The organism is Microbacter margulisiae (assembly GCF_014192515.1).
GTDB classification, from domain to species: Bacteria; Bacteroidota; Bacteroidia; order Bacteroidales; family Paludibacteraceae; genus Microbacter; species Microbacter margulisiae.
This window is the reverse complement of record NZ_JACHYB010000001.1, coordinates 1,565,811-1,588,909: the sequence shown is the minus strand read 5'-3', so window position 1 is coordinate 1,588,909 and position 23,099 is coordinate 1,565,811. Positions and strand designations below refer to the sequence as shown.

Genomic DNA, 23,099 nt, shown 5'->3' with positions numbered 1-23,099 from the left:
CCAATTAGAGGCTTATGAGTTTTATTTTTTTTCTGCTACTGCTTTTTCTGTTTTTTGCTCTTTTTGTATTGACTTCTGTTTTACGTTTTTTCGGATCTATCTTTGGGATCGGACGAAAGCGACACGAAGGTCAAGTAAATCAGGATGAGAACTCAGGTAAATCTACCCGAAAAGTCTTTTCGAAAGATGAGGGAGAATATGTTGATTTTGAGGAAATTGACGATGATGAAAATAACCGGAAAGTATGAAGCGTCTTGGTGATATAATGGCTTATGCACGATTAACCAGGCCTATTAATCTTTTGATTATAGCATTTTTACAATGGACTTTGCATGCTTGGGTGATTATTCCGTTACTAACTCCATATCATATTGCTCCGGCAACATCAGAAGGTGCGTTCTGGTCATTATTTTTTAGTTTGATTTTTGTTGCGGCTGGTGGATACGTGATCAATGCTTATTTTGATACACGTATTGATACCATTAATAAGCCTGATCGGGTGATTGTAGGTGTGTCTGTTCCTAAACGCGCTGCTATGATATTTTATGTTGTACTTACAATCATTGGAGCCTGCTTGGGTTTTTTTTCTGCCTTTCAGGGACGTTCTTCTGTTTTAGCTATACTTCTGTTTGTTGTAGTTGGCCTACTTTGGTTTTATTCTTCCAGTTATAAACGGCAATTTATGATTGGGAATATCATTGTGGCCTTTGTTGTGGCCAGTGGTCTTCTGGCTATCGGGATATTGGAAGTCTCATCTTTATCGTTACGTTACGGTGATTTAATTGGGTTAACTCCGATTCCTTCGAAAATATTTGCATGGACAGGAGGTTTCGCATTATTTGCTTTTTTAATCACTTGGATACGTGAAATTGTCAAAGACATGGAAGACGAGCAAGGTGACCGTGAACTGGAATGTCGGACGATGCCTGTTATATGGGGAATAAAGCACACTAAAATATTTGTGTATAGCTTAATGGCTGCTGTCTTGATGTTGTTGTATTATTTTGTAAATCTGATTCATTTCCCTCAAGATACTATCACGTTACATTACTATTTCATTGCAATTGTAGCACCTTTTGTTTTTACATTTTATCAATTGTTGAAAGCCAGCGATTCAAAAGGATTTCATAAGGCAGCCACTACTTTGAAACTTGTGATGTTGGCTGGCATTTTGTATAGCATTGTCTTCTATTTTTTGCAAGCGACCACGTATCAGTTTCCTTTTTTCGGACTGATGATTCTGCCTGCTATGTAAATTGATATTGTATGCTTTCTCATTTATCTGATTATAGAATCATCCTGGCATCCCAATCTCCGCGTCGTCAAGAGCTTTTGCGGGGGCTTGATATCCCTTTTGCGGTGCGAGTATTGCCTGACGTTGACGAAAGTTTTCCTCTTGAACTTAGAGCCGGCAATATTCCATTGTACTTAGCCAAGAAGAAATCTGAAGCTTATCATTCCATCATGCTTGAAGATGTAATTTTGATAACCGCTGATACTATTGTTTGGCTGGATGATCATGTATTGGGAAAACCTGCAGACCAATCTGAAGCTGTGAAGATGTTGAAAAAGTTGTCTGGAAAGATTCATCATGTCTATACGGGAGTTTGTGTTCGTTCTTTAAATAAACAGGTTGATTTTGTAGCTGACAGTAAAGTGCATTTTTCCAAACTAACAGAAGAGGAAATTCAATATTATGTTGAAAGGTATCATCCGCTGGACAAAGCTGGTTCGTATGGTGTACAGGAATGGATTGGCTATATCGGAGTCAAATCGATAGAAGGATCGTTTTATAATGTGATGGGATTGCCCATCCATCAACTGTATGAGATTCTTAAAATGTGGTAGTTATCATGCGATGAATGACATTTGCCAGTCTGAGAGAAATTTGCTTATTTTGCAGTGTTAAAAAAAGGTCTCGTAGCTCAGCTGGATAGAGCAACAGCCTTCTAAGCTGTGGGTCTTGGGTTCGAATCCCAACGAGATCACAAAGAATCCTGTGTATAAGATTGCTTTATACGCAGGATTTTTTTTTACCAATGAATGTATAAATGCAGCATGCGATAGATAAGAAAAAGTAGTATCAAAATGGCTATCAAAACCGGAATCCATTTACTCTCTTTCTTTGAGGCATGTTTCTTTTTATGCATTATGCTAATAGTTTGAGTTGATGATAACGCCAAGCAAAAATACATCATCTTTGTTCCTCCTGTTCAGATATTCAGATTTTGACTATCAAAAATTATCTCTATTTTTCCTATCTTTGTAAAGCTTTAATGTGGCAGAAAAGAGAGGATTATTTTTGCTGTTTTTCATAATAAAGATAGCTTTATGCATGACATTATTCATCTTTTGCCTGATCATGTTGCCAACCAAATTGCTGCTGGCGAAGTGATCCAAAGGCCGGCTTCGGTTCTCAAGGAGCTGGTAGAAAATGCCATAGATGCTGAAGCTACATTAATTCAGGTAATTCTGAAAGATGCTGGCCGAACATTGATTCAGGTGATTGACAACGGCAAAGGCATGTCAGAAACAGATGTACGTATGGCTTTTGAACGTCATGCTACTTCCAAAATTCAGGATGCATCCGATTTATTCGCTTTGCATACAATGGGATTTCGGGGTGAAGCGTTGGCTTCCATTGCTGCTGTGGCACAGATAGAGGTACATACCCGGCGAGAAGAAGACGAATTAGGTTCATTGATTGCTATTTCAGGTTCGCATCTTGAGAAACAGGAGGTCATCAGTTGTCCGAAAGGAACGGTTTTCTTTGTGAAAAATCTCTTTTTCAATGTGCCTGCACGCCGTAAGTTTCTGAAATCAAACGAAACGGAGTTGCGTCAACTCATTATGGAACTTACCCGCATTGCGCTGGTTTATCCACAGCTTCAATTCACGTTGCATCATAACGATACGGAACTGCTGCGTTTGATGCCGAGCAATCATCGGCAACGAATCGGACAACTTTTCCCTTCGAGAAATCATTCTACCCAGCATCAGTTGTTGCCAATAAGTGCTGAAACATCCATGGTTTCGATTTCGGGCTATGTGGGAACTCCTGAAACATCAGTGCGTAATCCAAACCAGTTCTTTTTTGTCAATGGGCGATACATGCGGCATCCGTACTTTCATAAAGCGGTGATGCAGGCCTACGAAGGAATGATTGCCAGTCCGCTGTCTCCTTCTTATTTTATCTATTTTGAAATTGATCCTGCTACAATTGATGTCAATATTCATCCTACGAAGACAGAAATCAAGTTTGAGCACGAACCTGCTGTCTGGTCTATTTTATTGGCTGCCGTAAAAGAGTCGCTGAGTAAATCGCATGCCATTCCTTCCATTGAATTCGACCAGGAAGGTGCAATTGATATTCCTCCGATGACCACAACGAAAGCTCCTGCGGAACAACCCAGAGTGAACGTCAATCCGGCCTACAATCCTTTTGATACCTATTCCGAACGGTCTTCGCATTACACCCGTCCTCCGATGAATTGGGAATCATTATATCAGGATTTTGAAAAACCCAAAGAAACGCTATTTTCTCAGAAACAGGTTTTCCCAAGTGAGGATGATACTCAGCAAGGATTGCTGGATGAAGAACATGAAGGGAAAAACTATCTGTTGTATAAGAATCGGTTTATTTTGGCAGGTGGCAAGTCTGGCCTGATGTTTGTCGATCGTCAGCGTGCTCATATCCGCATTTTGTTCGAACAGTGGATGCGGCAACTTCGCGAACGAAAAGGATTTTCGCAACAATTACTCTTTCCTGAAATGATTTCACTGAGCATCGATGATGCCTTATTATTCGAAACGGTACTCCCCGAATTGCAGGATGTTGGTTTCGATTTGTCTTCATTGGGGAAAGATACGTTTGTGATTAATGGTGTCCCTGCGGGTTTTGAAAAAAGTTCGGTCATGTCAATGATTGAGTTGTTGATTGACACCGTGAAGCATAGCAAGGGGAAAATGAAGGAGGTGCTTGACGAAGCGATTGCGCTTACTATGGCAAAGTCAGCTGCAGTTAATAATGACCGCCCCATGACTCAGGACGAGATGGGGCAATTGCTCGGACAACTCTTTACGTGTGAAAATCCCAATACCACTCCCGACGGGAAACCTATAGTTGTCATTCTGGGACAGGATGAAATTGAGAAAAAGTTTTAAGCCCTGATTTTGATTAAAGGTTTTCAAAATAAACCTTATCTCCTCGAAGTTTATTATGGATCAATTATTCATATGTCAGACCGAATGGATTATGAAGATTTTCTTTTTGGATGCCTGCATAAGCTTGTCGCAAGCTTTCCACATTCTTTTTAAATTACGTCAAATGACTAGGAAAGGGTTTGCTGGTAACACAGAAATGCAGATCAAGTCAAATTGTTATGGATGCTTGTTGGTTGTAAAGTTGGAGGATAACATCCAACGATTATTGACCTCATTTTTCATTCAAAATCTGATCGATCATACCCAACTCTTCATTTGTAAACCCAGGATAGTTCAATGCATTGATATTGTTTTGTAGTTGTTCCAACGAACTTGTCCCTACAATAACTGACTGCACCAAGGGAGAACGAAGACACCACTGCAAAGCCATTTGTGCCAGACTCTGGCTTCGGTTCAGTGCAATAGCGTTAAGTTTTGATACCTTTTCTACAACTTCTGGTGAAACCTGGTTCCGCTGTAAAAAACCGGTAGGCTTTGCAGCACGTGAATTGTCAGGAATTCCATGCAAATATTTATCCGATAAAATGCCCTGATACAAAGGCGAGAATCCTATGAAGCCGACCCCATGTTCTGATGCTGCCTGCAAAATTCCTTGTTCAACGTCGCGTGACAGCATGCTATATCGATCCTGATGAATCAGGCAAGGCGTCCCATTTGCTTTCAGTATTTTGTATGCTTCTAATGTTTTATCAACCGGATATTTGGAGATACCAACATAGAGCGCTTTCCCTTGTCTGACAGCATCGGAGAGAGCTGACATTGTTTCTTCCAATGGAGTATTTGGATCATACCGATGCGAATAAAAAATATCCACATAATCCAGTTTCAACCGGCGCAAGCTTTGATCTAAACTGGCCATTAGATATTTCCGTGAACTGCCGTCTCCATAGGGGCCCGGCCACATCAAATGCCCGGCTTTTGTGGAAATAATCATCTCATCCCTTGTGTTTTTAGGAAAATGTTGAAGAATTTTGCCGAAGTTTGCTTCTGCAGTTCCTTCGGGGGGCCCATAATTATTTGCCAGATCAAAATGTGTGATGCCGTTATCAAAAGCATACTGGACCATCCGTACCGCTTCATCATAGTCATCTACATCGCCGAAATTGTGCCATAAACCAAGTGAAATTCTCGGAAGTTGTAGCCCGCTATTTCCACACTGAATGTATTGCATCTTGTCTTCATAGCGAGAAGGAGAGGGTTCTATCTGCATAATATAAATTTTTGAAGTTGATAGTTACAAAAATAGTGATTAATTTCTTTTCTTTCAATTATTCTTTTCACATACAAAAAAGAAGCTATTCATTTTCAGAATAGCTTCTTGTTATTATTACGTTTGTTGATTGATTTTAGGACTTAGTGATAATTTGCATAGTGTCCGTTGCAATCATAAGTTCCTCATCAGTAGGGATAACAACAATTTTGATTTTGGAATTGGGGGTACTGACAATTGCTTCAATGCCATGAGTGTTTGCATTGGTTGCCGAATCAATTGAAATTCCTAACCATTCCATGTCGCTGCAAACGGCTTCACGCGTAGCAGACTGATTTTCTCCAACTCCGCCGGTAAAAATAATAGCATCGGCTCCACCTAGCACAGCGAGATATGAACCGATATATTTTTTGATCCGGTATTGATACATTTTTAAAGCAAGTTTGGCATGGTCATTTCCTTCAGCAATCGCTTTGTCAAGATCACGCATATCTGATGAAACCCCTGAAATTCCCAGTACTCCGCTATGTTTGTTGAAAAGGGTAGAGGCCGATTCGGTTCCCAGCACTTCTTTATCCATTAAAAAAGTGACTACACCGGCATCGATATCCCCAGACCTTGTCCCCATCATCAAACCTTCTACCGGAGTGAATCCCATGGAGGTATCAATCGATTTCCCCTCTTTAATAGCTGTGATGGATGCTCCGTTACCAATATGGCAAGTGATTAGTTTGGCTTTTTCGTATTCCAAACCTAAAAATTCACATGCCCGTTTTGATACGTAGCGATGACTGGTGCCGTGAAATCCATAACGACGAATGCCGTACTTTGTATATAATGAATAAGGAATGGCATACATGTATGCATGAGGTTCCATTGTTTGATGGAAAGCGGTATCAAAAACTCCTACCTGAGGAATATTTGGCAGCAATTCTTTAATTGCATTAATTCCAGCTAGATTGGGTGGATTGTGCAAGGGAGCAATTTCGATGCATTCTTCAATTTTCGAAATGACTTCATCATCAATCAATACACTGGAATTGAATTTTTCACCACCATGCACTAATCGGTGACCGACAGCATCAATTTCTTCCAATGAACGAATGGCACCGTGTTTTTGACTGATAAGTACCCCCAGGATGTATTCGATAGCACTTTGGTGGGTTAATATTTCTCCCTCCAAAGTCACCCGATCTCCATCAGCCCTGGTGTGGCGCAAAAAAGAACCACGCATGCCTAATTTTTCGACACCTCCCTGACCAAGAATAGTTTTGGTAGTCATATCAAATAGTTTGTACTTGACGGAAGAGCTACCGCAGTTTAATACTAATATTTTCATTGTAAGTCTTTGATTTTTTTGATCAGTTGTTTATAATCCGGCCGGTTTCGTCATAGGTGTAAAATCCTTTTCGACGACTGACTCCGTAATATTTAGCACGGTAGAGTCGCATGATCATTGGAGATGGCTTATATTTTATATTGCCATATTCATGGAATAGATTTTCCATTAACGGAACAATTTTTTCTATTCCCATTCTGTCAGCTGTGAAAAAGACCCCCTGGCGGTGGCCGAATCCTACGGTTAAGAGTTTGTCTATATCCTCTAGTGTGGCTATGCCTTCCATCACGATGGAACAAGCTTCATTCAGCATAATAAGAAACATGCGGAGGCTTACCAGTCCAACAGATTCTAGTACAGAAATATAACTGTAGTTAATGAGTTCTGCAAAACGGCATACTTTTTCAAATGTGGCGTCTGAGGTGTTGAGTCCTCTTACAATTTCAATAATATGCGAATCCCTGATGTTGGTTAGAAAATGAACGCCAATGCATCGGTTCTGATGTTGTAGTTCACTAGCTAAAGCCGTTACTACAATCGTTGAAACGTTCGTGGCAATAATAGCTTCCGGAGTGAGGATGGCTTCAAGTTTTTTGAAAACTTCTTTACGACCTTCGGTGCTTTGTTGCCCTGTTTTGTTATCGTAACGAATGGCTTCAATAACAAAGTCACATCCTACGAAATCACGATATTCGGTTGTTCCCTTAATTCTGGAAAGGATAACTTTTTTTTCTGATGAAGTTAATCCCCAGTTGTTTACACGCAAATCAAGTATTGATTCTATACGAGCAAATGCATTAGAGATTTTTTCCTGATTGATTTCTAAAAAAACCACTTCCATTCCTTTGCTGGCTGCAATGGAAGCGATGAGGCTTCCTTCTTTGCCACATCCTACTACGCCGATGCGTGAAAAAAGGGTACGTTTACGATCTTTTTTGCTAAGACCGTAATTTTCAATAGGTTCTTTGGGTAAGTCCGCCATGATGCGATGTTAAAATAGTATGATATGAGATCTTGTTTGTGATTTAATGTAAAATGCCATCTTTGTTGTGTTTTAAGCTGATGGCCTGATTAACGGTTATAGCAATCATTTGAATAATATCGTCAGCCGAACATCCGCGTGACAAGTCGTTGATTGGGGCTCCCATACCTTGCAATACAGGTCCGATAGCTTGAGCATTTCCCAAACGTTGTACCAGCTTGTACCCAATGTTTCCGGCCTGTATATCAGGCATAATTAGTACGTTTGCATGTCCAGCTACGTCACTTCCAGGGGCTTTACTGGCTCCTACAGACGGGACTAGTGCTGCATCAGCTTGCAATTCTCCGTCGATTTGCATATCCGGAGCCATTTCTTTTGCGATACGAGTTGCTTCCACTACTTTATCCACCAATTCATGCTTAGCACTTCCTTTTGTGGAAAAGCTGAGCAATGCAATCCGAGGTTCAAAACCACCCAATGTGCGTGCTGTATGTCCTGTCATAACAGCAATTTCAGCTAATTCTTGTGCTGTAGGATTAGGTGTTACAGCTAAATCTGCCATCATGACAAAGCCATTTTCACCATAAGGACTTTCAGTGAAAAGCAGAACGGCTCCTGAAACAACAGATACTCCTGGTTTTGTCTTTACGATCTGAAGTGCAGGACGAAGTACATTTCCTGTTGTATTACGCGCTCCGGCAACTTCTCCGTCAGCATCGCCACTTTTGATCATCAGTGCCCCGATATAAAGCGGATCTTTTACCAACTTTTGAGCCTGTTCTAGGGTCATTCCCTTGTTTTTACGCAATTCGACTAGAAGTTGAGCGTACGCTTCCATTTTATCATAATTCTCTGGATCAAGAATTGTGGCTTGGTCAATATGCTTTAATTGAAATTGATTGGCTAATGCCTGAATCTCACTCGGTTTTCCAATTAAGGTTATTTTTGCTGCTTTTTTTGCTAAAATGGCGTCGGCAGCTTGAAGTGTCCGTTCTTCATTCCCTTCGGGTAATACAATGTGCTGTGGATCTTGTTGAGCACGTTGCATGATGGTTTCAAGCAGTTTCATGTTAAAATATTGTTTATTAAATTATTATACGGTATCCAGAAAATCTATTAATCACAAACAAAGGTATGATATAACTTTCGATTTGCAAAGTAGACATTGCAAAATGTTGCAAATAATTTATGTTTAAAGTTTCATGGGTTATTCGGGTTTGTTTTTTATTTTTATTGAGCGACTTTGCTTTCCATCAGGTAGTTTTTTGTATCTTTGCACACCGAAAGTTGCTCTTATTTATTCTTCAATATAAAAATGTTCATGGAAAAAAGTAAAGCCATGCAATTGGTGTTGGAAAACGGCATGATTTTTCACGGGCAATCGTTCGGATATGAATCGCCCCGAGCGGGAGAAGTCGTTTTTAGCACAGCAATGGTCGGGTATCCCGAAAGTTTAACGGATCCTTCCTATTCCGGTCAGATTTTAGTTGTCACTTATCCGTTGATCGGCAATTACGGAGTCCCGCAAACAGGAATGGAAAACGGCTTATCAATCTTTTACGAATCGGAAATAATTCATGTCAACGGACTGGTTATTTCCGATTATTCGTTTGAATACAGCCATTGGAATGCCAACAAGAGTTTAAGCGATTGGCTTAAGGAAAATAAAGTGCCGGCTATTTGCGGAGTAGATACTCGTGAATTGACCAAGGTGATTCGTGAATATGGATCAATGAAAGGTAAATTGGTTTTTCCTGACATGCCTAATATTGACTTTGTTGATCCCAATAAAGAAAATCTGGTAGCAAAAGTAAGCTGCAATGAGGTAATTCGCTATGGAAACGGATCCAAAAAAATTGTATTGGTCGATTGTGGGGTAAAACATAATATTATCCGTTGTTTTCTCAAGCGTGACGTAACAGTGATTCGTGTGCCGTGGAATTATGATTTTAGTACGCTTGATTATGATGGTTTATTCATTTCCAATGGTCCCGGTGATCCTGAATATTGCGAAGCAACCATTGATCATTTGCGGGATGCTATCCATGGTGAGAAGCCTATTTTTGGTATTTGCTTAGGGAATCAATTGCTATCGCTCGCCGGCGGCGCTTCAACCTATAAATTGAAATACGGTCATCGAAGCCACAATCAGCCGGTTCGTATGGTGGGTACAAATCGTTGTTTTGTTACTTCGCAGAATCATGGTTTTGCAGTAAATAATGAGACATTGGGTAACGATTGGGAACCTTTGTTTATCAATCTGAATGACGGAACCAATGAAGGTGTTCGTCATAAAACTAAACCGTTTTTTTCAACCCAGTTCCATCCCGAGGCTTCTAGTGGACCAACTGATACCGAATTTTTGTTTGATGAGTTCTTGAATCTGATCGATAAATAAATCAAAGCAGCAAGACTGATTGGAATGAGGTAGATTTATTAAAAGTAAAATTCACTACAATATGAACGTCACAGATATGATGATATCTAAAGATAACGTGGTTTCCCTTATTAAAAAAGTATTAATTCTTGGTTCCGGAGCTCTGAAAATCGGAGAAGCAGGTGAGTTTGACTATTCTGGATCTCAAGCATTAAAAGCTTTGAAAGAAGAGGGTATCGAAACTGTTTTGATTAATCCGAACATTGCCACGGTACAAACTTCAGAAGGGGTTGCCGACAAGATTTATTTTCTCCCTATTACTCCTTTTTTTGTCGAAAAGGTAATCCGAAAAGAAAATCCGGATGGACTGTTACTCGCTTTTGGAGGACAAACAGCGCTCAACTGCGGAGTTCAGCTTTATCAAACAGGAATACTGGAAAAATATAATCTTCGCGTTTTAGGTACTCCCGTACAGGCAATAATGGATACAGAGGATCGAGAATTGTTTGTTCGGAAATTAGATGAGATTGATGTAAAAACCATCAAGAGCGTTGCTGTTCATAACCTGGAAGATGCTATTAGCGCAGCCGAATCGCTGGAATACCCTATTATTGTAAGGGCTGCTTATGCCTTAGGAGGATTGGGCAGCGGTTTTTGTAATAATGAACAAGAATTGAGAATTCTTGCACAAAAAGCATTGAACTATTCCCCTCAATTATTGATTGAAAAATCATTGAAAGGGTGGAAAGAGGTAGAATATGAGGTTGTCCGTGATCGCTTCGATAATTGCATCACGGTATGTAATATGGAAAATTTTGATCCTCTGGGAATTCACACGGGAGAAAGTATTGTAGTGGCACCTTCGCAAACGTTGACTAACAGTGAATATCATAAGCTGCGTGAAATTGCTATTCGCATCGTCCGTCATATAGGGATTGTAGGGGAATGTAATGTACAGTATGCTTTGGATCCTGATTCCGAAGATTACAGGGTCATTGAAGTGAATGCCCGCCTGAGTCGATCTTCGGCTTTGGCTTCGAAAGCTACGGGTTATCCCTTGGCTTTTGTAGCGGCAAAGCTGGCTCTTGGTTATGGTTTGTTTGATTTGAAGAATTCGGTTACTAAAACCACACCTGCATTTTTTGAACCTGCTCTTGATTATGTCGTTTGTAAAATTCCACGGTGGGATTTGGCTAAATTTCACGGTGTTTCACGTGAAATAGGCAGTAGCATGAAAAGTGTAGGAGAGGTGATGGCTATTGGTCGTACCTTTGAAGAATCGTTGCAAAAGGGCTTGCGAATGATCCAACAGGGCATGCACGGTTTCATCGGAAATAAACAATTGGATGTCGATGATTTGGATAAAGCGCTTGCTGAACCAACAGACCGGCGGATTTTTTATCTTTCACAGGCGATACAGATGGGTTATTCCATTGATCGTATTCATGACTTAACAAAGATCGATAAATGGTTTTTGCAAAAACTTCAAAATATTGTAGATATTGCACACAAGCTGGAACAAGCAGGTTCGTTTGAGGCCACTTCGGATATTTTGTTCCGCCAGGCAAAACAAACCGGTTTTTCTGATTTCCAGATTGCTCGTTTACTGTTTCATGCAAAAAATAATATGGCTGAACGTGCTAACGAGGTACGGGCGGAACGAAAGAAACGTGGTATTACTCCTGTAGTAAAACAAATTGATACTTTAGCTGCTGAATATCCGGCACAAACTAATTATCTTTATATTACATACAACGGAACATCTAATGACATACATTATTTAGGTGATCACCGATCGGTGGTTGTCCTTGGTTCGGGAGCTTACCGTATCGGTAGTTCCGTTGAGTTTGACTGGTGTAGTGTCAACGCATTGAATACGATTCGCAAAGAAGGGTTACGGTCGGTAATGATTAATTACAATCCAGAAACTGTTTCGACTGACTATGACATGTGCGATCGTTTGTATTTTGATGAATTGACATATGAGCGTGTGATGGATATTTTGGAATTAGAAAATCCAATGGGAACTATCGTTTCTGTCGGTGGTCAGATTCCAAACAATCTTGCTGTTCGGCTAAGTGAAGCCAATGTACATCTTCTTGGTACAGATGCAGCTTCTATTGACAATGCCGAAGACAGGCATAAGTTTTCCAGTATGCTGGATAAGCTGAAGATAGACCAGCCGCGCTGGCAGGAGTTGAGATCCTTTGATGATGTAAAACAATTTGTGACTAATGTGGGATTTCCTGTTTTAGTTCGTCCATCTTATGTGCTTTCGGGTGCTGCCATGAATGTATGTTCGAACGAAGAAGAGCTGGAAGAGTTCTTGAAATTAGCGACTGAAGTATCACAGGAGCATCCGGTAGTTGTTTCCGAATTTATTGAAAACGCTAAGGAAATTGAGATTGATGCAGTTGCCAATAAGGGGGAAATTGTGGTATATGCCATCTCGGAACATGTTGAATTTGCAGGAGTGCATTCCGGTGATGCTACGATTCAGTTTCCACCTCAAAAGATTTATGTAGAGACGGTTCGTCGAATCAAACAAATTGCACGCCAAATAGCAAAATCGCTTAATATATCGGGCCCCTTCAATATTCAATTTCTGGCAAAAGATAATGATATTAAGGTTATTGAATGTAACCTGCGTGCTTCACGAAGTTTTCCATTTGTTTCAAAAGTACTAAAAATTAATTTTATAGATTTAGCTACTCAGGTTATGTTGGGATTGAATCCGGCAAAACCGCAAAAGTCAGCGTTTGATCTGGACTATGTGGGAATTAAAGCTTCTCAGTTTTCTTTCACCCGATTACAGAAAGCAGATCCTGTTTTAGGTGTTGATATGGCTTCGACAGGAGAGGTAGGTTGTATTGGGCATCATTTTGATGACGCCTTGCTCACCGCCATGTTATCTGTTGGATACCGGATTCCAGAGAAGACTGTGATGGTTTCTTCCGGCGAAACCAAATCAAAGGTGGAACTACTGGAAGCATGTCGTTTACTGCAAAATAAAGAATATCAGATCTTTGCTACGCATGGTACACAACAATTTCTTGAAGCTCACGGCGTCAAAGCTGTGGATGTGAATTGGCCAGATGAGGATGGAGATCATAATGTGATGAGCATGATTGCCGATAAAACATTTGATTTGGTAATTAACATTCCGAAAAATTTAACGAAGCGGGAACTTTCTAATGGATATAAGATCAGAAGAGGAGCTATCGATTTTAATATTCCGTTGATTACGAATGCTCGTTTAGCAAGTGCTTTTATTAAAGCATTTTGCAAAATGAGCATGGATGATATAGATATCCGTCATTGGGCTGAATATAAATAAAGGTGCTGATTCTTTTGGCAAGGGTATCAGTAGTGACTGAAATAAAATATATCTTTGCCGAAATTAATAGAGCAAGCTATATTTTGCGTGATCATGTATCAAAGCTGACAATCTCTTAAACCTACTTTATTATGGGAAAAGTTGTTTTTATTACCGGAGCAACATCTGGTTTGGGTAAAGCGTGCGCTGAACATTTGGCTACGCTTGGACATACTGTCTATGGTACAGGTCGCCGTCAAATGATCTCATCAGGAAATGTTAAATTCATTCAAATGGATGTCACCAATTCCGATTCTGTATCTCAAGCTATCGGGCAGGTTATTAAAGAACATGGTCATATCGATGTGGTATTGAATAATGCCGGTATGGGGATTGGTGGCGCTGCTGAATTGGCAACACCGGAAGAAATCAATTTGCAGATGAACACCAATTTTATGGGAACGGTTAATGTTTGTTCTGTTGTGCTACCTCACATGCGGAAGGCTAAACAAGGTACTATTGTTAATTTTAGTTCTTTAGGTGGCGTTATGGGCTTACCTTTTCAAGCTTTCTATTCAGCTTCCAAATTTGCCATTGAAGGATACAGCGAAGCTTTAAGCCTGGAATTGAAATCTTTTCATATTAATGTATGCCTTATTGAACCGGGTGATTTTGCAACTGGTTTTACTGCCAGCCGGGTATTATCAGAAATTACTCAAAAGAGTGATGCGTATGGAGCACAGTTTGCTAAAACATTGAAGAATATTGAAAAGGAGGAGCAAAACGGATTTAAACCTATACAATTGGCAAAGGTAGTTGCTCGCATTGTAAACGCTAAGCATCCTAAATTTCGTTATAAAGTCGGAAATATAGTACAGGTAGGGTTTGCAAAATCAAAGGCTTGGGTACCGGATAGAACCTATCAATTTCTGCTTCGTTTCTTTTATAATATGGTGTAGTTGTGCTATTCTAAATTAATGTAGAGCTTTTGGTAACTCAAAAAGAAATACTTACCTTTGCATCTCAATTTTCGAGGGGGTTTTAAGTAGCGCTGTTGCAAGGTAGCAAGTATCTCACCTCACGGATAAAATATAAAAATAAACGTGTTATGTACGCTATCGTTGAAATTTTGGGACAACAATTCAAGGTGGAAGCCGGACAGAAATTGTATGTTCATCGTATGGAAGAAGCTGAAATAGGATCGGAAGTTACTTTTGACAAAGTATTGCTTGTAGAGAATGAAGGTAATGTTTCAGTAGGTGCTCCTGTTGTAGAAGGAGTAAAAATTGTTGCAGAAGTGAAAGCTCATGTAAAAGGTGATAAAGTTCTTGTGTTTAAAAAAGTACGTAAGAATGACTATCAAAAAATGAATGGGCACCGTCAATATTTCACTGAGTTATTCATCAAAGAAATCGTTGCGTAAACATTAAAAATTAAACCATAATGGCACATAAAAAAGGAGTCGGTAGTTCAAAAAACGGCCGTGAATCGGAAAGTAAACGATTAGGCGTGAAAGTTTTTGGCGGCCAATTTGCAAAAGCTGGTAACATTATAGTTCGTCAACGTGGAACTGTCCACAATCCTGGCGAAAATGTCGGAATGGGTAAAGATCATACCCTTTTTGCGTTGGTCAATGGTAAAGTAGTTTTTCGTAAGAGAAAAGATAATAAATCATTTGTTTCTATAGAACAAGTGGCTGCGGAGTAAATCCCCTTATACGAAAAAAGTCTCATCATTGCTCTGGTAAAGAGCAATGATGAGACTTTTTTTATTTATGGTGATGGATAAATTATCATTGCTTGTCGCTCAAAACCGGTAGACACACAAAATAATTGTAACTTTGCAAAAAATACAGACAATCATGTTGACACTAAAAGTTATCATCGAAAATAAAGAAGAAGTGATTCGGCGTTTGGCGAAAAAGCACTTTGATGGCGCTGAAATTATTGAAAAAATTGTTGCCCTAGATTTCCAGCGTCGATCCATTCAATCTACTTTGGATGCTACGTCTGCTGAAATGAACAACCTGTCTAAAGTGATCGGAGAGCTTTTTAAGCAGGGAAAACAATTAGAAGCGGCTGATGCCAAGGCAAAAACTTCTGACCTTAAGGAAACAATTAAATCTCTCTCATCCGATTTGGATAACGTGGAAAAAGAATTGAACGATTTGTTGGTGACGATTCCAAATCTCCCCCACGAATCAGTTCCAGAGGGCCGGATTGCTGAGGATAATGTGATTGAATGCACAGGAGGCATTATTCCTGATTTATCTGCTGATGCTCTTCCTCATTGGGATTTAGCAAAGAAATACGACCTTATTGACTTTGAAATGGGGGTGAAAATAACCGGAGCCGGCTTTCCGGTTTATAAAGGTAAAGGTGCCCGTTTGCAAAGAGCGTTAATCAATTTCTTTCTGGATAATGCCCGTGAAGCCGGTTATCTGGAAGTACAGCCTCCATATGTGGTGAATGCTGCTTCCGGATATGGAACCGGACAATTACCTGACAAAGAAGGCCAAATGTATTATTGCCAGGTGGATGATTTTTATTTGATTCCAACTGCTGAAGTTCCAGTGACCAATATGTATCGGGATGTCATTTTGCAAGAAAATGAGTTACCTGTCAAAAACTGTGCTTATTCTGCCTGTTTTCGCCGTGAAGCTGGTTCATATGGAAAAGATGTGCGCGGTCTGAATCGTCTTCATCAGTTTGACAAGGTAGAGATTGTGCGTATTGACACTCCTGCTCATTCATACGAATCATTGACTGAAATGGTAAGTTATGTGCAGTCTTTAGTGGATAAATTGGAATTGCCATGGCGTATTTTACGTTTATGTGGAGGAGATATGAGTTTTACCTCGGCTCTGACTTTCGATTTTGAAGTATTTGCTGCAGCCCAAAAACGTTGGCTTGAAGTAAGTTCTGTTTCAAATTTTGAAAGTTACCAAGCCAATCGATTAAAATGTCGCTTCAAAAATGAAGACAAAAAGGCTCAACTCTGTCATACTTTAAATGGGAGTGCCCTTGCTCTGCCTCGTATTGTAGCTGCTTTACTTGAGAATAATCAAACACCCGAAGGAATTCGAATACCCCATGCATTGGTTTCATACACGGGGTTTGACCTCATCTGAAAATAGATTTTATGTAAGGAGATTTATATCTCCTTTTTGTTTTTGTCAGCAGGGCTTAGCGAATATTAATTCCTATCCCTGCTGATGCTGTTGGGTATTGTTGAAATGTATATTGTGCATGGAGTGCCAAGACCCATAAGATCTTCAATCTGAACCCAAGTGTTAGCTGTGGACTTACGGAAGCATAATGTAAGGGAATGGGATTGGTCAGTGTGTTTACATCGATAGAATTGTCGCTATGTACCGTGCCTAACACAGGGTAATTTCCTGTAAAATTGAAATGGAAATCATTGCTTGATACGCCAAATCCCAGATATGGAGTGAAAAATAACAATCTTTTAGATACGATAATATTAGCCATTAAAGAACTTGCGGTCAGCTTCATTCCTTGATTATCATAAGAAACGCCAGCCGGTACGTTGAGGGTAAAGTTAGGATTGTCGTTTAGATCATTTGGGATAATGGGATTTTCAAAGTTGTAATTAAAATGAACGCGTGTGTATCCAATCATAACTGAAGCATCAAATGGTAAAAGTTTGACCACGGGTATCCATTGCTTAATATTGTGTTTTATTCCAACTCCCCATAATCCTACGTTATAGCGATTATTTGTTACGTTTGGCACAAACCGGAATGATAAATCATTTCCAAATGGCAATCCGATGGTTATTTGGGCATTTATTGCAGGTAACACTGGCGTAACACCTTTGGGCGTACTAAATTCCGTAATAGTTTGCCCATTCGAAGCTAATCTCAATAATACTCCGTCTCCTTTTCCGCTTAAGGTAGGAGCCGATGTTTGTCCGTTAACTACTTGTAAAGCCTGCAGTCCAGATAAACTAAATGTTTTGTCGCTTGTTGGCACAAACATGGCTCCAGCTCCGACAGTGATATCAAATCCAAGAAGTTTGTGTGTCGCTGCTGTATTATACCAATTGGTACCAAGGCCCTCAGATAAGCCATATCCTGCAGGTTTCAGATAGCCTTCAGCTAAGCCTTGAATGTCAGTAGCCCCTGATTTAAATAACTGTGATATGTCATTTTGTCCCGTTAGAGAAATAGGAACAAATACGCATGTGATTACAATTGCGATAAATAGATGTCTTGTTTTCATAATGTTATTATTTTGATAGTGCATTAAGATCTTAATAGCATCAAAACTGATGAAAATAGGTCGTAAAGTGCTGAACTAAATAATCTTGATGAATTAGATTTCGCAAAGTACTCGTTTGACTATTTACGTAGCAAAGATAATATTGTTTTAAACTAATAATAAGATAGTGTAAAAGATTTCAATAAAATATTTGGGTTGATCTGCCTAAAGATATTTGATTCTAATACTTACTGTATTGCATATATCAAAAACGGTGTAATACGAAGATTACAAAAAAAGGAATTAGTGTGTATTGTATTCGTATTTTATATCTTAATTAACACGGGTGGTGATAACCAGTGCTTCTAAAGTTTGTTTTTTGATCGTATGCGTTTCGTATTTTCTTTTCAATAAATACATTATGTTGTGTCGTGTGTAACTTCATTGTTTTGTAACATTTTTAATAATTAGTGTGGCTACCTTTGCAGTGAATTTCAAACGGTGCAGGAAAGTATTCTTTAACAATTCTGTTACTCTGTTGTTGAAAACTTTTCAAAATATCTAAGGTGTTTATGTGTGAATGTTGTATATTTGTAGAATCAACGCGGAGAACTATTTTATTTCTTTAAAAAAATTGAATATCAACATATTGATGAAGATGTGCAAATGCAAAAAAATCATTTGCAATGAGATTAATGACGGTTCTTATTGTTTAATTAAATTAAATTAGTATGAAGAAAACAAGTATGCGTTTTTTGCTTTTTGCCATAAGTCTAATGATTTCTTTGACGACTATGGCGCAAATTACTACTGCAAGTCTTAACGGCCAAGTTACTGCTGATGGAAAGGCATTTGTCGGTGCTACTGTTCAAGCCATTCACGAACCATCTGGAACTGTGTATGGCGCAATAACAAACGATAAAGGTCGTTATTTTATTCAAGGTATGCGAGTTGGAGGTCCATACAAGATTATTATTGCTTGTTTGGGATATGACCAAGTGGTATACGATAATGTACAACTTTCCCTTGGAGAGCCATTAACATTAAATGCAACTCTAAAAGAGAATGTCAAACAATTGGGAGAGGTTGTTGTTCGAGCATCCGCCGGGGTTAAAAGTGCTGCAGGAGGTGCTGCAAGCAACTTCAATTCTAATCAAATTAGCAACACCCCTACAGTTGATCGTAATATTTATGACGTTGCAAAGTTGTCTCCATTGGTTATGGCTTCTAAACTGGGTGGAATTTCTATTGCAGGCTCAAATAACAGGTACAATTCATTTCAGATTGATGGAACTGTGAGCAACGACGTCTTTGGATTGGCTAGTAGTGGTACTAATGGTGGTCAGACTGGCGCAAACCCAATTTCTCTGGACGCTATTCAGGAGATTCAAGTCGTAGTTTCACCGTTTGACGTTCGTCAGAGCGGGTTTACAGGAGGTGGAATCAATGCAATTACTAAGTCAGGTACTAATACGTTTAAAGGTTCTGTTTATGGTTACTTTACTAATCAAAATATGTATGGAACCTGGAGCCAGGTGCAAGATGCTAAATCAAAGGTAGGAAAACAATCTACAAAGACATTAGGGTTTACGTTCGGCGGTCCGATTATTAAAGACAAATTGTTTTTCTTTGCGAATGCTGAATATAAATATAATACCTATCCATCGGATTACTTTCCTGGATATACAAATGGTTACATAACAGATGCTGAAGCTCAGGCTATTGCCGCCAGATATGCTACAATTACAGGAAATACTGATAGTTACAGTCCACGTGATATTAATACAGAAGGTCTTTCTCTTTTGGGTCGTATTGACTGGAATATTAACAAAAACAATAAGTTTGCATTGCGCTACCAGTTGAATGATTCGTATGAAGACAATTATGGGGTTGGTTCGAAAACTTATTATTTTGATAACAGCAGTTATCGAATGGAAAATAAAACCAATTCTATCGTAGCTGAATTAAACTCTCATATTAGCAACTCTTTATATAATGAAGCCCGTGCCGGTGCTACTTTTGTACGTGATAGCCGTGCTGTCCCATATCAAGGTCCAAGTATTACTATTTATAATCTTGGTGGAACTTACGATGCAAAAACAAATTTATGGAGCACAGGTAGTGTTACTGGTTATATTGGAACAGAATATTCTTCAGGTGCTAACAAATTAAATCAGGATATATATACCAATGTCGTTTAATTAAGGTGAAGCTATAATCTTTTGTAATTCATGGAGTAAAGTTTTTTGGGCTTTTTCTTTCGTTCGTTACTACGTCCCGGACGGATGACTTCTCTGGTTTTTTCAACCACTGAATCGAATGCCTGCATTGCTTTTTCAAATTGTTGTTTAAGCAGTAGTGGTATCAGAATATTTTGAGTCATTGATAAAGCATTTGTTTGATTAATCTGTTGATTGTATTTTCTTTGTTCATCAGCCTTGTATTCTTCTCTTACTTTTTCGTCAATGGGATGCGCGTAAATAGCACAAAGACTCATTAAAAAGATTTTTGCATGAAAATCTTGCCTTACCGCTATGGCTGTTTTACCTGAGAAATCTTCTAATTCTATTCTGCTTTTTAGCAACTTATATGCTTCTTCTACTCCCCAGCGAAGATGATACAATTCATCAAAATCTTCGTATTTATATTTTTCTGCATCTATCAAAGAGGTACACAATATCTCTTTGCTTCCATCCGGCAAACCTATTTTTACTAAACGGCAGGTGATCGTTGTATCTTGCATGTGGGGATATTCAGCCAACTTCTTTCTGTCTTTTTTTGGCAAGGTAAAAGTTACGATCCTTTCTTTTTCTTCACTTTCGGTAAAATCTTTTACCTTTAACCACCAATCCTCTTTCAAGCGAACACAAAATTCAATCCCCTCGGCCTGAAGTAAAAACAACAACCAGAAACTTGGATAGCCCCGATCAAGTAGCAATAAATCTCCTTTTTTGACTTTGGATAAATGCTTCATTAATAAACTGTTTTCGCTGCTTGAATAAGGTGCTAATTGCCCTTCAATAGTAACCTTGTTCAAAACATCATACAGCACCGATCCCAAAGCCAATGAACGTGGGCTATCTGCTTTGGGACCAAATTCATGCACCCCAAATTCCTCTACCACACTTGGGTGATTCGGCAGCACCAAACGCGTTCCATCGACAGCTAACACCCGATGCTCTTCCCATAAATAATAGGGCGCTTCATCATAAAAAGTATTCACAGCAACTTCATTCAGTCGTTCAAAAGCCCATGGATCCAATTTGGAACGAGCTGTCGAAAAAGCACCTTTTGTTACGGCTCGAATATTAAAATCCGATTGATTAACCGCTTTGAAAAAACCGTCTAATTCTCGTTGTATGGATGACTTAAATGTTATGATCAATACAATTAAATTTTTGAATGTCAGTACTCTATCTCGTGTAAATACTTTTTTAAGGACACCTCGTGAGCGTCCCCTAAACTCTTCGTTATCAAGTTCATACACTATGTTTTTAGATACATTTCCACGGTAATCCGCTTTTTGATTAGTACTTGGGTTACCCCCATTAATATATGGTTTAAAAATACGAAGAAATTCTCACACTACAAAATACAAACAACTTTTTCTTTGAGGTAATTCATTTCCTGTCAGACTCTAAGATGGGTATTCTTAATTAAACGACATTGATATATATACTGTAGAAGATAACCTTTCTTGGTATAATGGTGATCATACTTTTACATTTGGTACTCACAATGAATTCTATCGTATGTACAACCTCTTTATTCAAGCAAGTAACGGAGCATATTATTATAATTCATTGAATGATTTTATAAATGATAACGCATATCAGTTTGTATATAACTATTCAGATTATAATCTGACTGGAAGTTACCAATGGGCAGCAACCGTGAAAGCTGGCCTACTTGGTTTTTACCTGCAAGATAAATGGAATGTTACAAACAATTTGAATTTAACATATGGACTGCGTTTTGATATTCCTACGTTTTTTAATAAGCCATCAACAAACAGTGATTTCAACGCCAGCTCTTATTCAACTACATATGGTGTAAAAGTAGGGGAAATTCCTTCAACGAAGGTGATGTTATCTCCGCGTCTTGGATTCCGTTGGTATACAGACAACAGCCATAATACTTTAATTCGTGGTGGTGTAGGACTTTTTACAGGTCGTGTCCCGTTTGTATGGTTATCTAACTGTTGGAGCAATACTGGGGTCGAAATGAAAGGGACTACAATTACTAAAAACGTTCCGTCATTCGCTACATACGCTAATAATCCTGTAGGAGCAATGAATTCTGCCGCTGGAACTGCTTCAAAACCCACCATTAATACTGTGTCTAAGGATTTCAAGTATCCACAAGTATTCCGGGTTGACCTTGCGTTGGAGCAGAAACTGCCTTTTGACATTAAAGGAACCTTTGAAGGGTTATATTCAAAAACATTGAATAATGTATGGTTTAACAACCTTGCTTTAATTAATAACGGCAAAAAGGTGTATGCCGTTAGCGCAGATGATGCGAATTCTGCTACTACATACTACTCAATGAGTCCTGGCAGTTATTATGCAATTATCAATCTGCAGAATACGAACAAAGGATATACCTATTCATTAAGTGCTAAGCTGGAAAAAAGTTTTAATTTTGGTCTCGACTTGATGACAAGCTATACTTTCGGCCATTCTTACTCTGTAAATGATGGAACTAGCTCTGTTGCTTATTCTAACTGGAAATACAATTATTCTAAGGATCCTAATAATCCGAATGAACTTTCTTACTCCGTTTTTGATGTGCCAAACCGGGTGTTAGCTCAGGCTTTATATACTACTCCAAAGTACATGAACGGACGCCTTGCTACGGTTGTATCTCTTATTTATAATGGATATAATGGTATGCGTTATTGTTTGACAATGAATGAAAGCGCCGATTTCAATGGTGATGGTTATAGAGGGAATTCATTATTGTATATACCGACACAAGATGAGCTTCAGAAAATGACTTTTGCTACGCCGACTGATCGTACGAATTTCGAAACATGGATTGAAAATGATAGTTATGCAAAGAATCACCGTGGTCAATACGCAGTACGGTATTCAAACAGCGCTCCATGGGAAAATCACGTAGATCTCCATTTGGCAGAAGATTTCTACTATCTTAAAGGAAATGGCAGCAAAGTTTCATTGACATTTGATATTTTGAATGTTGGTAATTTGATAGATAAGAATTGGGGTTCAGTATATGCTTCTACGTACAATGTACAGCCATTAAAGGTAACTAAGCTCACAGCTGACTCCAACGGAGATATGATTCCAACATATTCATATCAAAGCTCCAGCGTTGCTAAAAGTGATTTCTTAAGCCGTTGGCATTTGCAAGTTGGCTTGAAAGTTACATTCTAGAATTTAGTCTAAATATCTTAATTAAAAGA

The 23,099-nt window shown here is 38.9% G+C and carries 16 protein-coding genes, 1 tRNA gene and 2 pseudogenes; 13 read left to right on the top strand and 6 right to left on the bottom strand.

The genetic code is table 11. The annotated features are described in order from the left end of the window. Positions 1 to 14: 14 nt before the first annotated feature. The 5 genes from FHX64_RS06330 (at position 15) to mutL (ending at position 4,164) form a co-directional block, all read left to right on the top strand. Complete coding sequence (locus FHX64_RS06330; protein WP_183412946.1) at positions 15 to 248, top strand: DUF4834 family protein; 234 nt, start codon at positions 15 to 17, stop codon at positions 246 to 248. After that, positions 245 to 1,255, top strand: coding sequence for a geranylgeranylglycerol-phosphate geranylgeranyltransferase (locus FHX64_RS06325; protein ID WP_183412945.1), 1,011 nt, complete (start codon positions 245 to 247; stop codon positions 1,253 to 1,255). The genes FHX64_RS06330 and FHX64_RS06325 overlap by 4 nt, the downstream gene beginning before the upstream one ends. An 11-nt stretch (positions 1,256 to 1,266) precedes the next feature. After that, a complete protein-coding gene (locus FHX64_RS06320; protein ID WP_183412944.1) occupies positions 1,267 to 1,848 on the top strand; it encodes a Maf-like protein in 582 nt (193 codons plus the stop codon). 66 nt (positions 1,849 to 1,914) lie between these two features. Then, positions 1,915 to 1,988, top strand: a tRNA-Arg gene (locus FHX64_RS06315). 343 nt (positions 1,989 to 2,331) lie between these two features. After that, complete coding sequence (mutL, locus tag FHX64_RS06310) at positions 2,332 to 4,164, top strand: DNA mismatch repair endonuclease MutL (protein ID WP_183412943.1); 1,833 nt, start codon at positions 2,332 to 2,334, stop codon at positions 4,162 to 4,164. A gap of 271 nt (positions 4,165 to 4,435) precedes the next feature. Here mutL and FHX64_RS06305 read toward each other — a convergent pair whose 3' ends face one another. The 4 genes from FHX64_RS06305 to pta all read right to left on the bottom strand — a co-directional run bounded on the left by FHX64_RS06305 (position 4,436) and on the right by pta (position 8,824). Then, positions 4,436 to 5,434: an aldo/keto reductase gene (locus FHX64_RS06305; RefSeq protein ID WP_183412942.1), complete on the bottom strand. Its 999-nt coding sequence runs from the start codon at positions 5,432 to 5,434 to the stop codon at positions 4,436 to 4,438. 136 nt (positions 5,435 to 5,570) lie between these two features. Continuing rightward, positions 5,571 to 6,773, bottom strand: coding sequence for an acetate kinase (locus tag FHX64_RS06300; RefSeq protein WP_183412941.1), 1,203 nt, complete (start codon positions 6,771 to 6,773; stop codon positions 5,571 to 5,573). Positions 6,774 to 6,795: 22 nt separating this feature from the next. Beyond that, the gene (locus tag FHX64_RS06295) at positions 6,796 to 7,755 is read right to left on the bottom strand and encodes a 3-hydroxyacyl-CoA dehydrogenase family protein (protein WP_183412940.1); all 960 of its coding nucleotides are present in this window, start codon (positions 7,753 to 7,755) and stop codon (positions 6,796 to 6,798) included. Positions 7,756 to 7,798: 43 nt separating this feature from the next. Then, the gene (gene pta / locus FHX64_RS06290) at positions 7,799 to 8,824 is read right to left on the bottom strand and encodes a phosphate acetyltransferase (protein WP_183412939.1); all 1,026 of its coding nucleotides are present in this window, start codon (positions 8,822 to 8,824) and stop codon (positions 7,799 to 7,801) included. Positions 8,825 to 9,076: 252 nt separating this feature from the next. Here pta and carA point away from each other — a divergent pair, with 252 nt between their 5' ends. From carA to serS, 6 genes are all read left to right on the top strand, one after another. Continuing rightward, a complete protein-coding gene (gene carA, locus FHX64_RS06285) occupies positions 9,077 to 10,153 on the top strand; it encodes a glutamine-hydrolyzing carbamoyl-phosphate synthase small subunit (RefSeq protein ID WP_183412938.1) in 1,077 nt (358 codons plus the stop codon). A gap of 79 nt (positions 10,154 to 10,232) precedes the next feature. Further along, positions 10,233 to 13,469 carry a carbamoyl-phosphate synthase (glutamine-hydrolyzing) large subunit gene (gene carB / locus FHX64_RS06280; protein ID WP_183413543.1) on the top strand — a complete coding sequence of 1,079 codons (3,237 nt, stop codon included), beginning with the start codon at positions 10,233 to 10,235 and terminating at the stop codon, positions 13,467 to 13,469. Between the two features lie 131 nt (positions 13,470 to 13,600). Then, positions 13,601 to 14,407, top strand: coding sequence for a 3-ketodihydrosphingosine reductase (gene kdsR / locus FHX64_RS06275; RefSeq protein ID WP_221202152.1), 807 nt, complete (start codon positions 13,601 to 13,603; stop codon positions 14,405 to 14,407). Between the two features lie 149 nt (positions 14,408 to 14,556). Beyond that, on the top strand, positions 14,557 to 14,871 hold the full coding sequence (gene rplU, locus FHX64_RS06270; RefSeq protein WP_183412937.1) for a 50S ribosomal protein L21: 315 nt from the start codon (positions 14,557 to 14,559) through the stop codon (positions 14,869 to 14,871). A gap of 20 nt (positions 14,872 to 14,891) precedes the next feature. After that, positions 14,892 to 15,155 carry a 50S ribosomal protein L27 gene (gene rpmA / locus FHX64_RS06265; RefSeq protein WP_183412936.1) on the top strand — a complete coding sequence of 88 codons (264 nt, stop codon included), beginning with the start codon at positions 14,892 to 14,894 and terminating at the stop codon, positions 15,153 to 15,155. A 154-nt stretch (positions 15,156 to 15,309) separates the two neighbouring features. After that, on the top strand, positions 15,310 to 16,578 hold the full coding sequence (gene serS / locus FHX64_RS06260; protein WP_183412935.1) for a serine--tRNA ligase: 1,269 nt from the start codon (positions 15,310 to 15,312) through the stop codon (positions 16,576 to 16,578). A gap of 55 nt (positions 16,579 to 16,633) precedes the next feature. Here serS and FHX64_RS06255 read toward each other — a convergent pair whose 3' ends face one another. Continuing rightward, the gene (locus FHX64_RS06255; protein WP_183412934.1) at positions 16,634 to 17,692 is read right to left on the bottom strand and encodes a DUF6588 family protein; all 1,059 of its coding nucleotides are present in this window, start codon (positions 17,690 to 17,692) and stop codon (positions 16,634 to 16,636) included. Between the two features lie 710 nt (positions 17,693 to 18,402). Here FHX64_RS06255 and FHX64_RS06250 point away from each other — a divergent pair. Next, positions 18,403 to 19,860 (top strand): annotated as a pseudogene (locus FHX64_RS06250) (TonB-dependent receptor); the annotation flags it as partial. A 23-nt stretch (positions 19,861 to 19,883) separates the two neighbouring features. On the opposite strand, the gene FHX64_RS06245 reads toward FHX64_RS06250, so the two are convergent. Then, positions 19,884 to 21,158 (bottom strand): IS4 family transposase, encoded by a 1,275-nt coding sequence (locus FHX64_RS06245; protein WP_183411908.1) that lies wholly within the window; start codon positions 21,156 to 21,158, stop codon positions 19,884 to 19,886. Positions 21,159 to 21,333: 175 nt separating this feature from the next. Here FHX64_RS06245 and FHX64_RS06240 point away from each other — a divergent pair. After that, positions 21,334 to 23,070 (top strand): annotated as a pseudogene (locus FHX64_RS06240) (TonB-dependent receptor domain-containing protein); the annotation flags it as partial. Positions 23,071 to 23,099: the final 29 nt, after the last annotated feature.